This is a genomic window from Methylophaga sp. UBA4204 (assembly GCF_002379485.1).
Taxonomy (GTDB): Bacteria; Pseudomonadota; Gammaproteobacteria; order Nitrosococcales; family Methylophagaceae; genus Methylophaga.
The window spans coordinates 8,733-27,412 of record NZ_DFTU01000019.1 but is presented as its reverse complement, the minus strand read 5'-3'; the positions used below and the strand labels follow the sequence as shown (position 1 = coordinate 27,412).

Annotated in this window: 17 protein-coding genes; 3 read left to right on the top strand and 14 right to left on the bottom strand. The window is 46.6% G+C overall.

Annotation, left to right across the window (positions count from 1 at the left end):
- The 14 genes from B3182_RS02495 to dsbD all read right to left on the bottom strand — a co-directional run.
- Nucleotides 1–1,154 (bottom strand): DUF2254 domain-containing protein (locus tag B3182_RS02495; RefSeq protein WP_292751397.1); only part of this gene is annotated, 1,154 nt, incomplete at its 3' end.
- Between the two features lie 115 nt (nt 1,155–1,269).
- A complete protein-coding gene (gene erpA / locus B3182_RS02490; protein ID WP_292358372.1) occupies nt 1,270–1,614 on the bottom strand; it encodes an iron-sulfur cluster insertion protein ErpA in 345 nt (114 codons plus the stop codon).
- Nucleotides 1,615–1,765: 151 nt separating this feature from the next.
- Nucleotides 1,766–2,203 carry a bactofilin family protein gene (locus B3182_RS02485; protein ID WP_292358370.1) on the bottom strand — a complete coding sequence of 146 codons (438 nt, stop codon included), beginning with the start codon at nt 2,201–2,203 and terminating at the stop codon, nt 1,766–1,768.
- An 8-nt stretch (nt 2,204–2,211) separates the two neighbouring features.
- Complete coding sequence (locus B3182_RS02480; RefSeq protein ID WP_292358368.1) at nt 2,212–2,916, bottom strand: DUF6776 family protein; 705 nt, start codon at nt 2,914–2,916, stop codon at nt 2,212–2,214.
- Entirely contained in the window at nt 2,916–3,944 is a 1,029-nt protein-coding gene (argC, locus tag B3182_RS02475) for an N-acetyl-gamma-glutamyl-phosphate reductase (RefSeq protein ID WP_292358366.1), read from the bottom strand. The genes B3182_RS02480 and argC overlap by 1 nt, the downstream gene beginning before the upstream one ends.
- A 54-nt stretch (nt 3,945–3,998) precedes the next feature.
- Complete coding sequence (locus B3182_RS02470) at nt 3,999–6,632, bottom strand: class I adenylate cyclase (protein WP_292358364.1); 2,634 nt, start codon at nt 6,630–6,632, stop codon at nt 3,999–4,001.
- A gap of 13 nt (nt 6,633–6,645) precedes the next feature.
- On the bottom strand, nt 6,646–8,211 hold the full coding sequence (gene purH, locus B3182_RS02465; RefSeq protein WP_292358363.1) for a bifunctional phosphoribosylaminoimidazolecarboxamide formyltransferase/IMP cyclohydrolase: 1,566 nt from the start codon (nt 8,209–8,211) through the stop codon (nt 6,646–6,648).
- A 29-nt stretch (nt 8,212–8,240) separates the two neighbouring features.
- Nucleotides 8,241–8,531: a DNA-binding transcriptional regulator Fis gene (gene fis / locus B3182_RS02460; protein WP_292358361.1), complete on the bottom strand. Its 291-nt coding sequence runs from the start codon at nt 8,529–8,531 to the stop codon at nt 8,241–8,243.
- Nucleotides 8,528–9,529: a tRNA dihydrouridine synthase DusB gene (gene dusB / locus B3182_RS02455; RefSeq protein WP_292358359.1), complete on the bottom strand. Its 1,002-nt coding sequence runs from the start codon at nt 9,527–9,529 to the stop codon at nt 8,528–8,530. The genes fis and dusB overlap by 4 nt, the downstream gene beginning before the upstream one ends.
- Nucleotides 9,522–10,391: a 50S ribosomal protein L11 methyltransferase gene (gene prmA / locus B3182_RS02450; RefSeq protein WP_292358357.1), complete on the bottom strand. Its 870-nt coding sequence runs from the start codon at nt 10,389–10,391 to the stop codon at nt 9,522–9,524. The genes dusB and prmA overlap by 8 nt, the downstream gene beginning before the upstream one ends.
- 11 nt (nt 10,392–10,402) lie before the next feature.
- Complete coding sequence (gene accC, locus B3182_RS02445) at nt 10,403–11,743, bottom strand: acetyl-CoA carboxylase biotin carboxylase subunit (protein WP_292358356.1); 1,341 nt, start codon at nt 11,741–11,743, stop codon at nt 10,403–10,405.
- Nucleotides 11,744–11,797: 54 nt separating this feature from the next.
- Nucleotides 11,798–12,268: an acetyl-CoA carboxylase biotin carboxyl carrier protein gene (accB, locus tag B3182_RS02440; protein WP_292358355.1), complete on the bottom strand. Its 471-nt coding sequence runs from the start codon at nt 12,266–12,268 to the stop codon at nt 11,798–11,800.
- Nucleotides 12,269–12,277: 9 nt separating this feature from the next.
- Entirely contained in the window at nt 12,278–12,715 is a 438-nt protein-coding gene (gene aroQ, locus B3182_RS02435) for a type II 3-dehydroquinate dehydratase (RefSeq protein WP_292358353.1), read from the bottom strand.
- A 135-nt stretch (nt 12,716–12,850) separates the two neighbouring features.
- Nucleotides 12,851–14,689 carry a protein-disulfide reductase DsbD gene (gene dsbD, locus B3182_RS02430; protein WP_292358352.1) on the bottom strand — a complete coding sequence of 613 codons (1,839 nt, stop codon included), beginning with the start codon at nt 14,687–14,689 and terminating at the stop codon, nt 12,851–12,853.
- A gap of 136 nt (nt 14,690–14,825) precedes the next feature.
- Between dsbD and B3182_RS02425 the strand changes: the two genes are divergently transcribed.
- From B3182_RS02425 to phoB, 3 genes are all read left to right on the top strand, one after another.
- A complete protein-coding gene (locus tag B3182_RS02425) occupies nt 14,826–16,475 on the top strand; it encodes an inorganic phosphate transporter (protein WP_292358351.1) in 1,650 nt (549 codons plus the stop codon).
- A 58-nt stretch (nt 16,476–16,533) separates the two neighbouring features.
- Nucleotides 16,534–17,757 carry an organoarsenical effux MFS transporter ArsJ gene (arsJ, locus tag B3182_RS02420; protein WP_292358349.1) on the top strand — a complete coding sequence of 408 codons (1,224 nt, stop codon included), beginning with the start codon at nt 16,534–16,536 and terminating at the stop codon, nt 17,755–17,757.
- 81 nt (nt 17,758–17,838) lie between these two features.
- The gene (phoB, locus tag B3182_RS02415) at nt 17,839–18,531 is read left to right on the top strand and encodes a phosphate regulon transcriptional regulator PhoB (protein ID WP_292358348.1); all 693 of its coding nucleotides are present in this window, start codon (nt 17,839–17,841) and stop codon (nt 18,529–18,531) included.
- Nucleotides 18,532–18,680: the final 149 nt, after the last annotated feature.

The window sequence follows — 18,680 nt, the reverse complement described above, 5'->3', positions numbered from 1 at the left end:
TCTGATCCAAAAACGGCGGGTGAATTATCAGCTAATGCTGCAAGCACTATCTGTAAACGAAGTTGAACTTCGATCATTCCGGCGCCATCTCGACCGATGGGCAAAAATATATCATCAAACAAATCCCCAAGGTTCAGTTCAGGAATCCAGACATTTGGATAAAGCAGTTTGTCTTCAATTTCATCAATTTTATAGTCTTTCCAATGAATCAGAATACGAATGGATCGGTTCAGAATATCAATTGCAGTACCGTGATCATTGACTGCTGGTGAGAGCGCCCGAGAAGCTATTTCGGCTAATACCATTAGACCAAATCTGGGATCCTGAGAAAAAGATCGTTCATCGCCCAAGGTTATTGATGCAACTATTGCCGACTTGGCCTCTTCAGAGTACTTACCTTTAAACCAGGCTTTGGGTTTAGCTGGATGCACAAATTCACCTGGAAGAACCATCACACCAATTTCGGCATCATGATATTTGGCACATTGCTGAAGAGCCCCAACATCAATATGTCTTACATAACCGATAATATCGCAAAATATCGTGGTGGTATCCTCTGGAATTTTATCTTTGTTTTCAAGTCTGCGTCCACCTAACGTCGGATGTTCAACTCTTTGCCGAATAGTCTCCAATGCCGATTTTTCTACTCTACCAGAGGTTTCCCCAAGACGGCCTAATTGCGACAAATGCTCTATCCAGCGCAATATGGTCACCACTATTAGGATAATGACACCAATCGTAACGGAAAACAGAATCAGCCTGCCATTATCATTATATATGTCCGTACTTAAGGCGATAATTCCAACCAAACTGAAAAGGAAGGAACCAATGAATGTTGCCAGTACATTTTGTGTCGTGGTGTCTTGTTGAACCAGTTTAGTGGCTCGGGGAGTCGCACCATTACTGGCTGCAGAATAAGCTGCCACCATAACGCTTAGGGAAAAGTTGGTTACCGCCAACATGCTGGAAGCGAGAATATTCAGGATCTGACCAACTGCATCGGCACCAATATTAAGTGGCAGAGGGCTATTGATAATACTCTGGGCAGGAATGGCGATCAGCGCTGTCACGACAGCAAGCACAGCAAACAAAGCAGCACGAATCCATAAGGTTCGGGTCAGTTGAGACAGCAACCATCGCCACTTGGATATCATCGTAGTGCTTCCCTTATCTCGTGCGAATAAATTATGCCAGTCAAATTAAGGGCAATAAAAAACCGCTATATCATCTACCAATATAGCGGTTTAATGGTGCTCTTTGGAAGGCAGATTATGGAGAAAATGATGATCCGCAACCACATGTAGTGGTCGCATTTGGATTACGAATCACAAATTGCGAACCTTCAACACCATCAGTGTAATCAATTTCCGCGCCTACAAGGTATTGATAGCTGGCCGGATCAATAAGCAAAGTCACACCGGATTTTTCGACTTCGGTATCACCTTCACTGACTTCTTCTTCAAATGTAAAACCATATTGAAACCCGGAGCAACCACCGCCAGTGATAAATACGCGCAGTTTTAATTGATCATTACCTTCTTCGGCAATGAGTTCGCTGACTTTTGACGCAGCCGAATCGGTGAATAGAACTGGACTTGGCATTTCGCTCGTCATGATTTACTCCGTTGATATCTAAGATTGTTCATTTATTATCCAATTCTGACTAAAATAGTCAAGTATTAGGGTCTCTTTATCTTTAAGCGCTACCAATTATTGAGGCCGTTTTTCAGTCAAAACAGAAGCGGCTCTAGAATATCAACAGCCCCTAGGTCTGTTGTTCAAGATTTAAATTGGGATCAGTTTGGGAATGTTCAAGGCTCAAGTCGGTTTCTTCCGCTTCGCCGACATGAATCAATTGTCCGTTGACTTCACTGCCAACTGCCACTTCCAGCAACTTATAAAAAACATTGCCATTGATACGTGCTTTATTAGCCAGTTCAATTTGTTCAACTGCATATAAATTGCCTTTGACATCACCATTGATAATTTGAAATGGCACCCGGACTTCGCCTTCTATGCGGCCTTTTTCACTCAGCGTTAATAATGCGGGCTCACCTTCATCAGCAGTAATATTACCAGTGATTACACCATCTATTCGTAAGCCACCGCTAAAGTGAATATCGCCTTTAAAATGGGTGTTCTCACCAATTAATGTGTCAATACGGGCGGCCTTACGCCGTTTATTTTTTTTGCTGCTGAACATGAATTACCTCATTGCCCGACGGGTGTTTCTGTTTGCCAATCAAAGCTGCGTGAAATTAGTATTTTGTCTTTCTGGCGCAAACTGACGCTGATTTGTTCAGGATCTGACAATTCACCAAGGTTGAAGACACCCTCAATAACCTGAACATGACGCAGATTAAGTGGATGCTCGGTGATGTTGAGATCGATCGCTTTGGCTTCGTCGCCTTCACCTTCAGTATTTTGCAATCGGATAATCACCTCACCGGTAATCGGTTCGCTGATATTTTTACCCTGGGTAATGACCAGCCGATAGCGAACCTGATCTGAGTTCTCGGTTTCTGGCCGTAACTGCAAATCGCGGATTTGCAGTTCACTGGTACTGTTACCCTGGGTAATATTTTGATAAAAAAGCAATTCTTTATTTAACTCAATTACTTTCTTTTGCAGTTGTTGCAATCGATTCTGTAATTGCTGGGCTGTTGCCTGATGCATGGCCTGAACTTGTTCCTGGTTTTGCAGCAGCTCCGACTGTTGTATCAGCTCGGTTTTCATTGCAGCAATCTGTTCCTTCATTTGCTGATTTTGCTCGATCAGCTGGGCTGTATTGCCGCTGTCACGATTAAACCAGTACCACTGGAGAAGTCCACTGATAACGATAGCTATTATTAACCAGACAACAAAGCGCAGCGGGCGCTTTGGTTTTATAACGTAACTATCGAGAGGTGAGCTCATCAGGGTAGAGTTGCTATGTGGTTAATGCCAAGACGCTCATCAAGACCGAACATGATATTCATATTTTGTATCGCCTGTCCTGATGCGCCTTTAACCAGATTATCAATAACTGATAACACCACAACAGTATCAGCATTTTCAGGTTGATGTACGGCTATTCTGCAAACATTGGCACCGCGTACACTCCTGGTTTCAGGATGAGAACCTGCGGGCATTACATCAACAAAGGGTTCATCAGCAAAACGTTGCTCAAATAAGCTTTGTAGATCAGTTGATTTGAGTAGCTGGCTATACAAAGTGGCATGGATACCACGAATCATCGGTGTGAGATGAGGTACAAACGTCAGACCCACTTCAGTGCCATGAATCTGATTCAGACCCTGACGTATTTCAGGTAAATGACGATGACCGGCAACGGCATAGGCCTTCATATTCTCGCTGGCTTCAGTCAGCATAGTGCCAAAACTGGCTTTGCGTCCGGCACCGCTGACACCTGATTTCGCATCAGCAATCAAATGTTGTGGATCAATCAGGCCTGCTTCCAGTAAAGGCATATAGCCTAACTGCACAGCAGTCGGATAACACCCGGCAACAGCCACTAACTGTGCTTCGCGAATGGCTTCACGATTGAGCTCTGGCAATCCATAGACGGCCAGTTCTGCTAAATGTGGGCAGGTATGGGGAGTGTTATACCATTTCTCCCACAACGGGATATCCTTCAGTCGAAAGTCAGCTGATAAATCAATCACTCTAACGCCACGATCGATTAACGATGGCACACTGGCCATAGCAACGGTATGAGGGGTGGCAAAGAAAACCACATCACAGGCTGCTAATGCATCGTCATCAGGAACGGTAAAGCACAAATCAACATGGCCGCGAAGGTTAGGATACAAATCACTCACCGGCATACCCGCTTCGCTGCGTGAAGTGATGATCTCCAAAGAGACCTCGGGATGAATGGCTAATAAACGAAGCAGTTCAACACCGGTATATCCCGTGCCACCAACAATTCCTACTTTAATCATACGTATTCTTTGTAATGAGTCAGGTTCCACATCATAAAAGAGCTGCGGCGAAATCTAAAGCTTTACCTGATTAAACTGCTGCTCTAATTCGTATTTGCGGTTCAGGAAAAACAGACTCGAATAAGGTGCCTTAGGCACAAACTGTAATTTATCAATGAAATAAATCGCAGGTTTATGACCCGTATAGTGTTGAAATAATTCAGCCAGAAGCGGAATGAGCTGCGGATCACCGAGATCGGTTTTAACGGTTTGTGACTTCAGGCTTAATGCCAGTTGAGCACCGGTAATCTGCCAAATAACCGAGAACGTGGCTGACTCTGGTCTGGAGGGTTGGATCGGATTTATTTGCCAACGCTGTTGCTGTCTTAAAAGTTGATAACAATCGCATTGCACTACCGCATCACCCACGCTATTACGAATAAACAGTTTCAACTGGGCAAGGATCTGCGCTTCCGTTAATGATGGATAGGCAAATTGCTGCAGACGTCCGAGTTCATCAATAACATAGATCTCTGTGGTATCTGTCAGGCGATAGGCAAACAAACTGACTGTCTGCGGTTGTTGATATAGCAGCATCGAATTAAGCAGATTGTCACTATCCAGATAGCTATCGACGCGGGTCGGCAGGTAATGTTTTTGTTCCTCTGCGAGAGCATGCTTGAGGTCTTTTTCTGCTGCAAACTGTTTTATTTGCAGTTGATCATCTTGCCATTGCAGCTGAGATAGATGGTCTCCCAGCAGCATCAGATAACGACCTTGCCTTGGATGATATTGATAATGGGTCAATACGGCGTCAAACAATTGCTGCAAACGGGTATTAATCGCCTGACCAAAAAAGCCGGTGGCGCACCAGCATGAAATATGGCTGCTCAGTTGTGCGGTTGGCTGCCATTTAAGTACCTGGCTTAGGGCTTCAGTGACCGCATTATTGCCATCAAAACGGTAATGATGCCATTGTCCCCAACTGGTATAGAGCAACAGATCCAGACTGCTGACAAGATTCTGTCTGTTTGAAGTATAACTTAAGGGATCATTGTTCAGACTGGCCATCTGTATCGGACCACTTTGCTGGATATCATTACCAGTCGTTTGCAGATTGGCAAACAGCATTAAACGCTCCGCTTTAGCCGGTTGCAGAAATACTTCCTTACTCACGACGCTCTGATGCAACGGTAATGATGATTTCAACAAGTTTTGGGTCAGTTCAAGTACCAGATTAATGTTTATCTGCTGCTTTTGATCTGCCACTCTTAACCAGCTACGTGTGGTCAGAATATGATTGCGAACGGCCCACACCAGAAGATATGTCAGCGATTTATGCTGTTTCAGGCCAACCTGTTTCGCGTCATTAAGCGGTATTGAGCTGAGTTTCCATTCCATTTGATCAGTGAACCGGTAAAGGTAAAGTTGCTCCGGCCCATCTGTCATTTGTAGCGCAACTGGTAATTGTTCAATAATTGACTCGGTAGTATCCAGCGACAGCGCGAGTGCTTTTTCCAGCACCTTGAGCTGACTCGCATCGCTGCCCGGATGCTGCCTGGCAAACTGCTGCAGATCTGATGCGAATCCATTTAGTTTTGGGCTAAGACTCGACCACCATTGATGACGTTGGGGATAATCCCAGGTTGAACGGCTATCTTCTTTTTTTAAGATTTCGGCCGACCAGTTCCAGTCTTTATAAATGCTTTGCAGGCTATGGCGGCGCCAGGCAAACTGGGGATGTTTTACCTGTTGGGATAAGCGTTCTCCACACAAAACATAATAAGCCTGCCTTGCTAGTTGTTGCACATCATTCGCTGCGTTTCTTTCTATTTCGGTCAGTTTGAGACTGGCAGGTTCTACTTGCAGACTATCGGTTTCGCCATGCTCGACCTTTTCTTTATAGCGGTCAGACAAATGCACAATCTCAGGAAATAATTTCAATTGAGACTGTATAAAGATTAAATCCAGTAATGCTGTTACATCACCATCAATAGCTTTGCTAAACATCTGGCAGGCCTGATTAAACAGGTGCTCAGGATGGGGGGAGCGATCAAAACCAAAATTCAGCAAACTGATTTGGGTTAAGCCTCTTTGCGACAATAACCTTTCAGCAATTTGCAAATATGTCTGATGTTCTTCACTGGTAATTAACCACCAAAGCGGGGCGCTGCCGGCAATACACAGACCCTGTAAATAAAATGCTTCTCTTTCCGCACTTGAAATAGTCTCGTTTTGGCACTGTGTTTCATCCAGTAATCGAAATCGCAACTCAATGCCCAGTGTTGCCGCCCACTGAACAATACCTTCAACTTTGTTTTGCAAAATAGCCAATTGATCAGGTTTTAAGGCGGCATGATGCAACAGCCATAGATCAAAGCTGGCAGGGTCTGGATAGCGGATTTGTCCTGCAGGATTAAGCAAATAGATACCGCGTAATGCATAACGTCTTAACGCTTTGCGGCGATGACTGAAATTTCGATTCAGATTGATAGCACTGTTGAGCGCTTCGCTATCAGGTTGGTAATCCATAATGCCAGCCGGGCAGTCATCACTGACAAACCCCGGCAGCAGTTTATGGTTGATATGAAATAATAATGGCAACAGGCGATAGAACATCGCCTGTTTGTGTGGTGCCAGCTCTATTAAACGGCTGATTCGGGCGCGGTTATGTGCCTGAAATACACGTAGAGCCTGGGCGCGATCCACAAGTCACTCAAACTTAGTGGCGGAAATGCCGCATGCCGGTAAAGATCATTGCAATACCATGCTCATCCGCTGCAGCAATGACTTCGTCATCGCGCATCGAACCACCCGGTTGGATTACCGCACTGATACCTGCTTCGGCAGCCGCATCAAGACCATCACGGAACGGGAAGAAGGCATCGGATGCCATTACTGCGCCCGGAACAGTCAAGCCTGCATCATTGGCTTTAATTCCAGCAATGCGACTGCTAACCACACGGCTCATCTGGCCGGCGCCAATTCCAACCGTCTGCTGATTTTTGGCATAGACAATCGCATTGGATTTCACAAATTTGGCTACACGCCACGCAAATAGCAGATCAGCCAGTTGTTCTTGGGTAGGCTGCAGTTTAGTGACAACTTTTAATTCAGCTTCGCTGACAATCTGGATATCACGATCCTGAACCAGTAACCCACCTGTCACACGTTTGAAATCAAAATCAGTGGCAGGAGTCGTCGGGAAATCACCACTGCACAGCAAACGCACATTGGCTTTGCCAGCGACAACGGCTTTGGCGGCATCACTGATTTTAGGTGCGATAATCACTTCAACAAACTGACGATCAATAATGGCTTGTGCCGTTTTTCCATCCAGTTCACGGTTAAAGGCGATAATGCCGCCAAATGCCGAAGTCGGATCGGTTTGATAGGCCAGCTCATAGGCAGTCAGCAAATCATCTGCTGTGGCGACACCACAGGGATTGGCATGTTTGACGATGACGCAGGCTGGTTTGTCATTAAAGACTTTGACACATTCCAGCGCGGCATCAGTATCGGCGATGTTGTTATAGGACAATTCCTTGCCCTGTAACTGGGTAGCGGCACCGATTGAACCGGTTTCAGCCTGCTTCTCCACATAAAAAGCAGCTTTTTGATGTGGGTTTTCCCCATAACGCATCGCTTGTTTGAGCTGGAACTGACTGTTAAATGTACGCGGGAATGCGGCTTTGCTTTTATCAGCCTGAATAGTGCCAAGATAATTGGCAATCGCACCATCGTAGTGTGCTGTATGTTCAAAGGTTTTCAGTGCCAGATCAAAACGGGTGTGATCATCCGTTCCACCCTGCGATTGAATCTGTTCAATGACTCGCGAGTAATCAGCCGGATCTACAACAACCGTCACATCAGCATGATTTTTTGCTGCTGCACGCAACATGGTCGGGCCGCCAATATCAATATTTTCTATAGCGTCTTCCAGCGGGCAGTCTTCACGCGCCACGGTGGCTTCAAACGGATATAAGTTTACGACTACCAAATCAATTTGAGCGATGTCATGTTGCTGCATGATGTCGTCATCCTTGCCCCGACGACCCAGCAGGCCACCATGAATTTTCGGATGCAGGGTTTTAATGCGGCCATCCATCATTTCCGGAAAACCGGTGTGTTCGGAGACTTCTTTGACGTTCAGGCCGGCTTCGCTAAGTAATTTAGCCGTACCGCCGGTGGAGAGTAGTTCAACGTTCAGATCTTGCAGTTGTTTGGCAAATTCAACAATGCCGGTTTTGTCAGAAACACTCAACAGTGCGCGTTTAATCGAGTTCATCAGGATTCCAGATTGGGATTCAGGCTTGTTTACAAGCCGTATTGCTTGAGTTTTTTTCGTAGCGTGCCGCGGTTAATGCCCAGAATTTCAGCAGCGCGACTTTGATTGCCTTGGGTATGGGCCAAGGCGGCTTGTAACAGAGGTACTTCAACCTCGGTCATCAGCATTTCATATAAATTAGCAGGGGAGTGGCCGTCCAGTTGTTCAAAGTAGGTTTTCAGTGCATTGGTGACACATTGATTTAAGGGCGCGTGTTGTTGTTCCGCGGTTACGCCCAGATCAATACAGTCAGCAAATTCGTCGTTCAATGCTTTATTCATGCGGCCAGTGAATCCTTGTCAGCGAGTTGCGCAAAAAATGCATCTGTAAAAGCCAGCTGTTGTTCAGCTTTCTCCAGTGTATTCATTTGTTGGCGAAAGGCATTGCCATTGCGTAACCCTTTGCTGTACCAAGCAATGTGCTTGCGTGCCATGCGCACACCGGAATATTCACCATAGAAATCGTACAGCGTGTTGAGGTGACAAATCAAGATTTGTTGCACTTCTGTTACAGAGGGTTCTGCCAAATTCTCACCGGTTTGCAGAAAATGATTTATCTGCTGGAATATCCAAGGGTTGCCTTGGGCAGCCCGACCAATCATCAAACCATCAGCACCGGTTTGCTGTAAAACCAACAAGGCTTTTTCTGGCGATTCGATATCACCATTGGCAATGACAGGAATGGCGATACGGGATTTGATTTCAGCAATGGTGTCGTATTCGGCATCACCTTTATAGGCATCGGCACGGGTTCGGCCATGTACTGCCAGAGCCTTAATTCCAGCATCTTCGGCAATTCGGGCAATCCTGACGCCATTACGATTATCACGATCCCAGCCGGTACGGATTTTTAATGTCACCGGAACATCAACGGCATTCACTACAGCTTCCAGAATCTCGCCGACCAGCTTTTCATGTTGCAGCAATGCCGAACCTGCCATCACATTACAGACTTTTTTCGCCGGGCATCCCATATTTATATCGATGATGTGTGCGCCTTCTGCCACATTGTGGCGTGCAGCTTCAGCCATCATCTGTGGATCGGCGCCGGCAATCTGTACGCTGCGTGGTTCTGGTTCACCTTCATGGTTGGCACGTAACAGTGATTTTTTACTGGCCCATAACGCTTTATTGGCAGTGATCATTTCTGAAACCGCCATTCCGGCACCGAGTTTTCGACACAATTGGCGAAAAGGACGATCAGTGACCCCGGCCATCGGTGCCAGAAACAGATTATTTGGCAGGGTATAAGGACCGATAGATAGCGCTTTATCAGCCATGACGAACTCCACTCAAACGCACCCATTCTTCCAGCACAACCGCGTTATCCATCTTAAACTCGGTCTGGTAATGCTGGCTAACGGTATCGGCCTGCACATCCAGAATTCCCGATAACACCAGTTGTGTGTCAGGTCGGGTTAATTCTACAAAGCGTGGCATCAGTTCCATTAAAGGACCCGCCAGAATATTCGCTAGCAGTAAATCACATTCAACCGTTGGGCAACGCTGTGGCAGGTAGGTCTCGATGATCACACCATTACGTTGTGCGTTGGCTTGGGTTGCTTCCAATGCCTGTGGATCAGTGTCTACACCAATCACTTTATTGGCGCCTAACAAGGCGGCGGCTATCGCCAGGATGCCACTGCCACAACCATAATCAATTACGGTTTTACCGGTTAAATCGGCTTTATCCAGCCATTGCAGACATAAAGCCGTTGTCGGATGCGTTCCCGTACCGAAGGCCAGTCCCGGATCCAGCAGAATATTGACGGTGTTGGGCTGTGGCGGTTCATGCCAGCTGGGCACGATCCATAATTTCTCACCGAAACAGATGGGTTTGAAATTTTCCATCCATTCGCGTTCCCAGTCTTTATCCTCCACGGCTTCAATACGATGGTCAGGCAACTCGCCAATCTGGGAGCGAAGGGCAGTCAGCAGTGATTCTGTGTCTGTCTCGGCATCAAACAGGGCGATGACCGACGTCGCAGACCATAAAGGGGTTTCACCAATAGCTGGTTCATAGATAGGTTGATCAGCGTTATCCTGAAAGGTAACAGCGGCTGCACCGCATTCAGACAGAGCATCAGATAATGACTCTGCCTGCTTCGGTGAGCTGGTAAAAATAAGTTGGATCCAGGCCATAACGAACGGACTTAAAGTCCGAGTTTCTTTTCAAGGTAGTGGATATTGGTGCCACCGGTCTGGAAATGCGTGTCATCCATAATGTCACGTTGTAGTTCAACGTTAGTTTTAATGCCTTCAATACCAATTTCTTTCAATGCAGTACGCATCCGCGCAATGGCTGATTCACGGGTATTACCATAGGCAATGAGTTTGCCTATTAACGAGTCATAATTAGGTGGAACCTTATAGCCACTGTACAGATGTGAATCCATACGAATACCCGCACCGCCCGGAGCATGATAATGGGTGACCAGACCAGGACTTGGCATAAAAGTACGTGGATCTTCAGCGTTAATTCGGCATTCAATGGCATGACCACGGATAATGATGTCTTCCTGGCTGAATGATAATGGCATGCCAGAAGCAATACGAATCTGTTCGGCAACCAGATCAATACCGGTGACCCGTTCAGTGACCGGATGCTCTACCTGAATGCGGGTGTTCATCTCGATGAAATAGAACTCACCGTCCTGATAAAGAAATTCAAAGGTACCCGCACCGCGATAGCCAATGCGGACACAGGCATCGGCACAGACTTTACCCATGCGAGCACGCATTTCAGGGGTAATACCCGGAGCCGGTGCTTCTTCGACGACTTTCTGATGACGACGCTGCATTGAGCAGTCCCGTTCACCTAAATGCACTGCATTGCCATGCTCATCGGCCAGAACCTGAAACTCAATATGACGTGGGTTTTCCAGGAATTTTTCCATGTAAACCATATCATTACTGAAGGCAGATTTTGCTTCACTCTTGGTCAGGGAAATAGCATTGAGCAGATGCGCTTCACTATGCACTTCACGCATACCACGTCCACCACCGCCGCCGGCGGCTTTGATGATAATCGGATAACCAATTTCTCTTGCCAGACGCAGATTGGTCTGATCATCGTTACCCAGCGGGCCGTCTGAACCGGGAACACACGGAACCCCGGCCGCTTTCATCGCTTTGATGGCTTCAACCTTGTCACCCATCATCCGAATTGTTTCAGAACGCGGACCGATAAAAATAAAGCCGCTTTGTTCAACACGCTCAGCAAAGTCTGCATTTTCAGACAGGAAGCCATATCCGGGATGGATAGCCGTTGCATCGGTAATCTCGGCGGCACTGATCAACGCGGGGACATTCAGGTAGCTGAGGTTCGATGCCGCTGGACCAATGCAGACACTTTCATCAGCCAGTAATACATGTTTCAAATCACGATCCACATCAGAGTGAACAGCAACCGTTTTAATGCCTAATTCCCAGCATGCTCTGAGAATACGCAAAGCAATCTCGCCACGATTAGCGATGACAATTTTATCAATCATGTTGTTTTATCCGCAGTTTTTGGTTTGCCATAACAGCCGAAGCTGTCAGCAAAATTATTCGATAACGATTAATGGTTCGTCATACTCAACCGGGTGACCATCTTCAACCAGGATGGCTTTAACAATACCGCTACGATCCGCTTCAATCTGATTGAACATTTTCATCGCTTCGATGATGCAAATCACATCACCGGCGGATACCTGCTGACCTACTTCCACGAAAGCCGCCGCATCGGGTGAGGGTGAACCGTAAAAGGTACCAACCATGGGCGAGCGCACAGCATTGGCTTCGTTAGAGGATTTTGTTGCCGCTGCTGCCGTCGCGGTGTTTGCCGCTTCACTGGCAAATGACGGTGTGCTCTGTGCAGCAGGTGCGGGTTGTGGTGCAGCAAAATATTGTTGTTGTGGATAAGCGGAACTGGCGCGGCTGATACGAACAGATTCTTCACCTTCAGAAATTTCGATTTCAGCAACATCCGATTCCTGAATCAAATCAATCAATTTTTTTATTTTACGAATATCCATGATTTAGCCTTAAGGGTTGAGTTGTTTAGTGGCAGCTTGTAATGCCAATTCATATCCCTGAGCACCGAGACCGCAAATCACGCCAACAGCCAAATCTGAAAAGTAGGACTGTTGCCGGAATGCTTCACGACGATGCACATTGGAAAGATGTATTTCTATAAAAGGTATTGCGACCGCAGCTAATGCATCACGAATGGCTACGCTGGTGTGAGTAAAAGCTGCGGGATTAATTAAAATAAAATCATATTGCTGACGTGCTGATTGTATAGCCGAGACCAATTCATGTTCGGCATTGCTTTGCAGTGAATCAAGTTGATGGCCATCAGCCTGAGCTAACTCAGCCAGGCGGGTATTGATATCGTCTAACGTGGTGGCACCATAAATTTCAGGCTCGCGCTGACCCAACAAATTCAGATTGGGGCCATGCAATACTAGAAATTTCGCCATAATAACAACACACCAACACTGGAAATATAAGCCGAGATTTTGCACCAGCTAACGCTTTATTGTCCAGCTTTTTAACTAAAAATCCGGCTTTTTGTCGCTAATTTCGTCGAAATAGAGAAGTTCTTGCAGTTTTAATTATCTGGCCTGGAAATCCGCCAGATGAGCGTTCAACTGGGCGGCTGAGACGTGCCCGACCAGACGATGTTCAGCCGATTCTTCTGCATTTTCGTCAAAAAACAACATGCTGGGTGGACCAAATACCCGCAATGATTTTAACAAGGTTTGATGCGCATCAGTATTGTCTGTGAGATCCACTTTCAGCAAAGTAAAATTCTGCAACGTGCTGATGACCTCGGCATCACGGAAAGTCGTTTGTTCCATGTTTTTGCAATCGGTACACCAGTCGGCATAAAAATCGAGCATCACCGGCTTATTACTTTGCTGCAGCTGAGACTGCAGTTCTTCCAGTGAGTTGACATAGGTAAATTGCAGAGCGGGTTGAGGGGCTGTTGTGCCGGGCGAAAGGCTTAATTTATGCAAAGGCTGCAAAATGGATTGTCCGCCGCTGGCACTGCCGATGAGCATTAATGCACCCGTGATAAGTGATAAAAGTCCCAGACCTTTCCAGAATTTTTGCCAGCCAGTTGCTTCAATCGGCAGATTGTTGAGGGCACCCAGATACACTGCGGTCATCACCAGCAGGGCGCCACTCATAAACAGAATGGCCCAACCCGGCAGAATGCGATCCAGCATCCATATCGCCAAAGCGAGCAGCATCACACCGAAAAAAGCCTTGATATTTTCCATCCAGCGTCCGGCTTTGGGCAGCAAGGTTCCGGCTGAGGTGCCAATAATCAGTAACGGAATTCCCATGCCGATACTCATAGCAAATAATGCCGCACCTCCCAGCATCGGATCTGCGTGCTGACTGATAAATAATAAGGCACCTGCTAATGGTGGAGCCAGGCAGGGCCCGACAATTAATCCTGATAGCAGCCCCATCAATGCCACGCCGGCTAATGTACCGCCCTGCTGACGGTGGCTGAGTTGATGCAATCGTTGTTGCAGAGCATGTGGCAACTGCAATTCATAAAAGCCAAACATCGATAACGCCAGTAACAGCAAAATGCCAACAAAGCCTGATATCACCCACGGATTTTGCAGCATAGCCTGGAGATTGCCGCCGAGTAAGCCGGTTAAAACCCCTGCCACGGTATAGGTAACGGACATGGCCAGTACATAAGTCAGTGACAGAATAAACGCCCGGCGGGTCGTAATATGCTCACCCTGGCCGACAATAATACCGGACAAAATCGGAATCATTGGGAAAACGCAGGGGGTAAAGGCCAGTAATAAGCCGAGCCCCAGAAAACCAAACAGAATTTGCAACAGATTGTCATTTTGCAAACGCTGTGAAATTTCATCCTGCTGACTAAGGGGCGTTGAAGATAGCAGTGAGGTCGGGGCCGAAGTTTGTGTCTCAGTGGTTGCAGTCTTGCTGACTGTGGTTATTGCCGGTAACTCCAGATCGAAGGTTTTGCGGGTAGGGGGGTAACAGATACCAAACGTTTCAGAGCAGCCCTGATAATGAGCTGTTAATGTGATGCGGGTCGGTTCGGACTGAGTACGTATCAGCGGCAGCTTGATTTGCACATCGCTGGTATACACCTCGGATAAACCAAAATATGCATCATTTTTCATATGCCCGCCGGGCAAAGTAAATTCGCCCAACTGTACAGAGTCATCCCCGATTATTTCGAAGCGGATTTTATTCTGATACAGATAATTTCCTTCCATTATCTGCCAGCCTGCCAATATCGTTTCGGGATCAGTCACTATCGCTTCAAAGTCAAAGGCTTCATCAACTTCAGGAGGAGAGTCTGCACTGTCGAAACCAAATTTCTCCAACAGGCTCGGGCGCGCCTGTGCGGAAAAACTGCTGAGCAGCATGAGCAGGATTAAAAATTGTTTCATTACATTATCGCCACTGATTCATTGCAGTTACAGACCATTCTAACAGTCGAACGTTACACGGGTGAGTGCAACAGGATGTCATGTTGTCTTTAAACTGTAATAATTGCCTTCTTTTTTGGCGAAACACAGGTGTCTTGTGGAAATCAAAACCATTCATAAACTTGAAAAACAGGCCTACAAAAAAAGCCATGCCGAATTAGCCCGAATAGGCTTCGCTCTATTTTTCCTCGCTGGCATTCTTGCATACAGTTTTGCTACCTCCGGTGGTGTTCCCAATAACCTGTTTCTAGCCATTGCCGCCGTGTTTGGTGGTTATATGGCGATGAATATCGGTGCCAACGATGTAGCCAATAACGTTGGCCCGGCGGTCGGCTCCAAGGCGCTGACTATGGGCGGCGCGATTATGATCGCAATGATTTTTGAGGCAGCCGGTGCCTTTATCGCTGGTGGCGAAGTGGTGTCGACTATTAAAGGCGGCATTATTGATATCAAGCAATTTGGTACCGATACCGAAACCTTTGTCTGGGCCATGATGGCTGCATTATTAGCAGCGGCTTTATGGCTTAATCTGGCAACCGTCGCCGGAGCGCCTGTATCAACTACTCACTCAATAGTGGGGGGGGTAATGGGCGGTGGTATGGCTGCCGCTGGCTTTGGTATTGTTGACTGGGGCACTATGGGGGCTATTGTCAGTTCCTGGATTATTTCGCCATTGATGGGAGGCATTATTGCGGCCTCTTTTTTATTGGCTATCAAAAAAACCATCATTTTTCGCGACGACAAAATTCAGGCTTCCTATCGTTGGGTACCGATTTATGTTTCGGTGATGGCCTGGGCTTTTTCCACTTATCTGGTGATCAAAGGGCTTAAGCAGGTATGGGGGCAATTCATAACTACGCTGAATGGACTGCCAATTGTCGATATAGCTCCGCAAGCCAACCCCAGTTTTTTGGCTGCTGCATTGATTGGTTTTCTGATTGGGGTGCTGGTGTTCTGGATCGTTAAAAAGTCTCTGGCCAGTAATCTGCAATACATGAAAAATGATCGTGCCAGTGTCAATGCACAATTCACTATTCCGTTAATCTTTGCTGCGGCCTTATTAAGTTTTGCTCATGGTGCGAATGACGTGGCAAATGCCATCGGTCCTCTGGCCGCAATAAATGACGCCATTATGTCAGGTGGTATCACCGATAAAGCCGGTATTCCGCTTTGGATTATGGCCGTGGGTGCTTTAGGTATTGCCATTGGCTTGGGTCTGTATGGTCCAAGGCTGATTCGTACCGTAGGTGGTGAAATTACCGAGCTGGATCAGATGCGAGCCTATTCAATCGCTATGGCTGCTGCTTTGACCGTCATCATTGCCAGTCAGCTCGGATTGCCGGTCAGTACAACGCATATTGCCATTGGTGGGGTATTTGGGGTTGGGTTCCTGCGTGAATGGCTGGATGAATCAAATAAAATCGAACGCCAGATTGATCGCGAAAAAGCCGAAATCAAAGATGATAAAAAGATGCTTAATGCACTGCGCGGCGAATTGAAAAAACTGGAGAAAAAACCCTCCAAAACCGTGGATGAATATCAACGTATTACCGAGCTTTATCGATTGATTGATGAGGAAGAGTCCGCGCTGAAAAAAGCCAAAAAAGTCCTCAAAAAAGAAAAGAAAAACCTGTTCGTTAAACGCGATATGGTGAAAAAGATCGTCACAGCGTGGGTGGTCACCGTTCCAGCAGCGGCAACTTTATCAGCCTGCATCTTCTTTATGATTAGAGGCATCATGCTGTAATCAAATCTTCATTAAACTGACATATTATTTTCAGCTTATTTGTCAGGACGATTTGAACATGCTGAATAAACTTAAAGCATTGCCCATTGCGATTCAGCAATATCTGGTCGTGACCTTCAGCTACTGGGCGTTTACCGTTTCCGACGGTGCGTTACGCATGCTGGTGGTATTGTTTTTCCATCAACTGGGCTACAGCCCGCTTGAAGTGGCAATGCTGTTTGTTCTGTATGAATTTTTCGGCATAGTGACAAACCTGGTCGGTGGCTGGCTGGCCGCCAGAGTAGGGTTAAACGTCACCATGCATCTGGGCTTGTTATTACAGGTCATTGCATTGGCAATGCTGCTGGTGGATCCGCAGTGGCTCACTGTGGCGTATGTCATGGTCGCGCAGGCACTCTCCGGTATTGCCAAAGATTTGAATAAAATGAGTGCCAAATCCAGCATCAAAATGCTGGTGGCTGATAACGCCCAATCAACCTTATTTAAATGGATATCCATCCTTACCGGCTCCAAAAATGCCCTGAAAGGTGTTGGTTTTTTTGTCGGTGCGGCCCTGCTTTCCTGGATCGGTTTTCGTGGCGCGATACTGGCCATGGCGATTGTGCTTCTGGTAGTGCTGATTTTCAGCATCGTCATGTTGCAACGCGATCTGGGTAAAGCCAAAAATAAACCAAAATTCAGTGATATCTGGTCAAAAAGTGCACCGGTGAATCATTTGTCGTTGGCAAGGTTCTTTTTGTTTGGTTCTCGAGATATCTGGTTTGTGGTGGCCTTACCGGTGTTTTTGCATGCCCAATTACAGTGGTCACCTATTTATGTCGGTGGTCTGCTGGCGGCTTGGGTAATTGCTTACGGTATTGTGCAGGCACTTGCCCCTAAGCTGACTGGCTTTTCCAGACAAAACGCTCCTGATGGCTATCATGTCTGGCTATGGTCCTTACCCCTCTTTGTGTTGCCGTTATTGATTGCCGCCTCGGTATATTTTGAATGGGCTGTCATACCTGCTTTAACTGTCGGCTTATTAATTTATGGCGCTATCTTTGCGATCAATTCTGCAATCCATTCCTATCTTATCGTGTCATATGCAGATGCGGCTGGGGTTTCCCTGGATGTCGGTTTTTATTACATGGCTAATGCGGCTGGAAGATTGTTTGGTACATTATTATCTGGCTGGGTCTATCAGGTTTCCGGGTTAGCAGCCTGTCTGGTCATTTCTGCCTTAATGATTCTGTCCGCCAGTTTTATTTCAAAAATGTTACCGCGCAAAGACCAGACTGTATAAAGCTTTCAGCGTTGTTATCAAATTGTCATATTTAGCCGTTAAGCTTTATTCTTAGAAAAATAGTTCAGGAAAAAATCGGATATGAGCATATCAGTATTACTGGTTGAAGATGACGCCGCCATTCGTGACATGATTAATTTCAGTCTGCGTCAAACGGGATTTACCTGCGAAGCAGTCAAGGATGGCGAAACGGGGCTGGATTGGTTGAAAAATCAACAACCAGACATGATTTTGCTGGACTGGATGTTACCTGGAATTGATGGCATCGAGTTTATCCGCCGTCTGCGTGCCAATGAGTTTTTAGCATCCATTCCCGTGATTATGCTCACCGCCAAAGGCGAAAGTGAAGATATGGTGAAAGGTCTGAGCGTCGGTGCTGATGACTATATTAATAAACCATTTTCCCCACCTGAATTAATTGCACGAATTAAAGCGGTTTTACGTCGTTGTCGTCCGATGGAAGATGATGATGCCCAGAAATTGCAGATGGGTGAACTGGTTATGGATACCAAAAGCCACCGGGTCTCGGTGAATGGTGAACGCATTGAATTGGGACCGACCGAATTCCGTTTACTACACTTTTTTATGAAAAACCCAGAGCGAGCCTATAACCGCTCCCAGCTGCTGGATTTTGTCTGGGGCGATACCGTATATATAGAGGAGCGCACAGTGGATGTGCACATTCGTCGTCTGCGTAAGGCGCTGGAACCCAGCGGTCATGACAACCTGGTACAAACCGTTCGCGGTGTCGGTTACCGTTTTTCTGCTGAATAGCAGGATCGTCTGATGCAATGGGATTATTGGCGTTTACTGACCGTGCTCAGTCTGGCCGGTTTTGTGGGACTGGTCGTTGGTCATATGATGGCTTTTCTGTTTGTCGCTGCACTTATTTACATTTTCTGGATGCAGAGTAAATGGAACCA

Excerpts from the sequence above, each read along its gene's own strand:
- erpA (WP_292358372.1), bottom strand. The coding sequence starts at position 1,614 with ATGACGAGCGAAATGCCAAGTCCAGTTCTATTCACCGATTCGGCTGCG.
- B3182_RS02485 (WP_292358370.1), bottom strand. The coding sequence starts at position 2,203 with ATGTTCAGCAGCAAAAAAAATAAACGGCGTAAGGCCGCCCGTATTGAC.
- B3182_RS02480 (WP_292358368.1), bottom strand. The coding sequence starts at position 2,916 with ATGAGCTCACCTCTCGATAGTTACGTTATAAAACCAAAGCGCCCGCTG.
- argC (WP_292358366.1), bottom strand. The coding sequence starts at position 3,944 with ATGATTAAAGTAGGAATTGTTGGTGGCACGGGATATACCGGTGTTGAA.
- purH (WP_292358363.1), bottom strand. The coding sequence starts at position 8,211 with ATGAACTCGATTAAACGCGCACTGTTGAGTGTTTCTGACAAAACCGGC.
- fis (WP_292358361.1), bottom strand. The coding sequence starts at position 8,531 with ATGAATAAAGCATTGAACGACGAATTTGCTGACTGTATTGATCTGGGC.
- dusB (WP_292358359.1), bottom strand. The coding sequence starts at position 9,529 with ATGGCTGATAAAGCGCTATCTATCGGTCCTTATACCCTGCCAAATAAT.
- prmA (WP_292358357.1), bottom strand. The coding sequence starts at position 10,391 with ATGGCCTGGATCCAACTTATTTTTACCAGCTCACCGAAGCAGGCAGAG.
- accC (WP_292358356.1), bottom strand. The coding sequence starts at position 11,743 with ATGATTGATAAAATTGTCATCGCTAATCGTGGCGAGATTGCTTTGCGT.
- accB (WP_292358355.1), bottom strand. The coding sequence starts at position 12,268 with ATGGATATTCGTAAAATAAAAAAATTGATTGATTTGATTCAGGAATCG.
- aroQ (WP_292358353.1), bottom strand. The coding sequence starts at position 12,715 with ATGGCGAAATTTCTAGTATTGCATGGCCCCAATCTGAATTTGTTGGGT.
- dsbD (WP_292358352.1), bottom strand. The coding sequence starts at position 14,689 with ATGAAACAATTTTTAATCCTGCTCATGCTGCTCAGCAGTTTTTCCGCA.
- arsJ (WP_292358349.1), top strand. The coding sequence starts at position 16,534 with ATGCTGAATAAACTTAAAGCATTGCCCATTGCGATTCAGCAATATCTG.
- phoB (WP_292358348.1), top strand. The coding sequence starts at position 17,839 with ATGAGCATATCAGTATTACTGGTTGAAGATGACGCCGCCATTCGTGAC.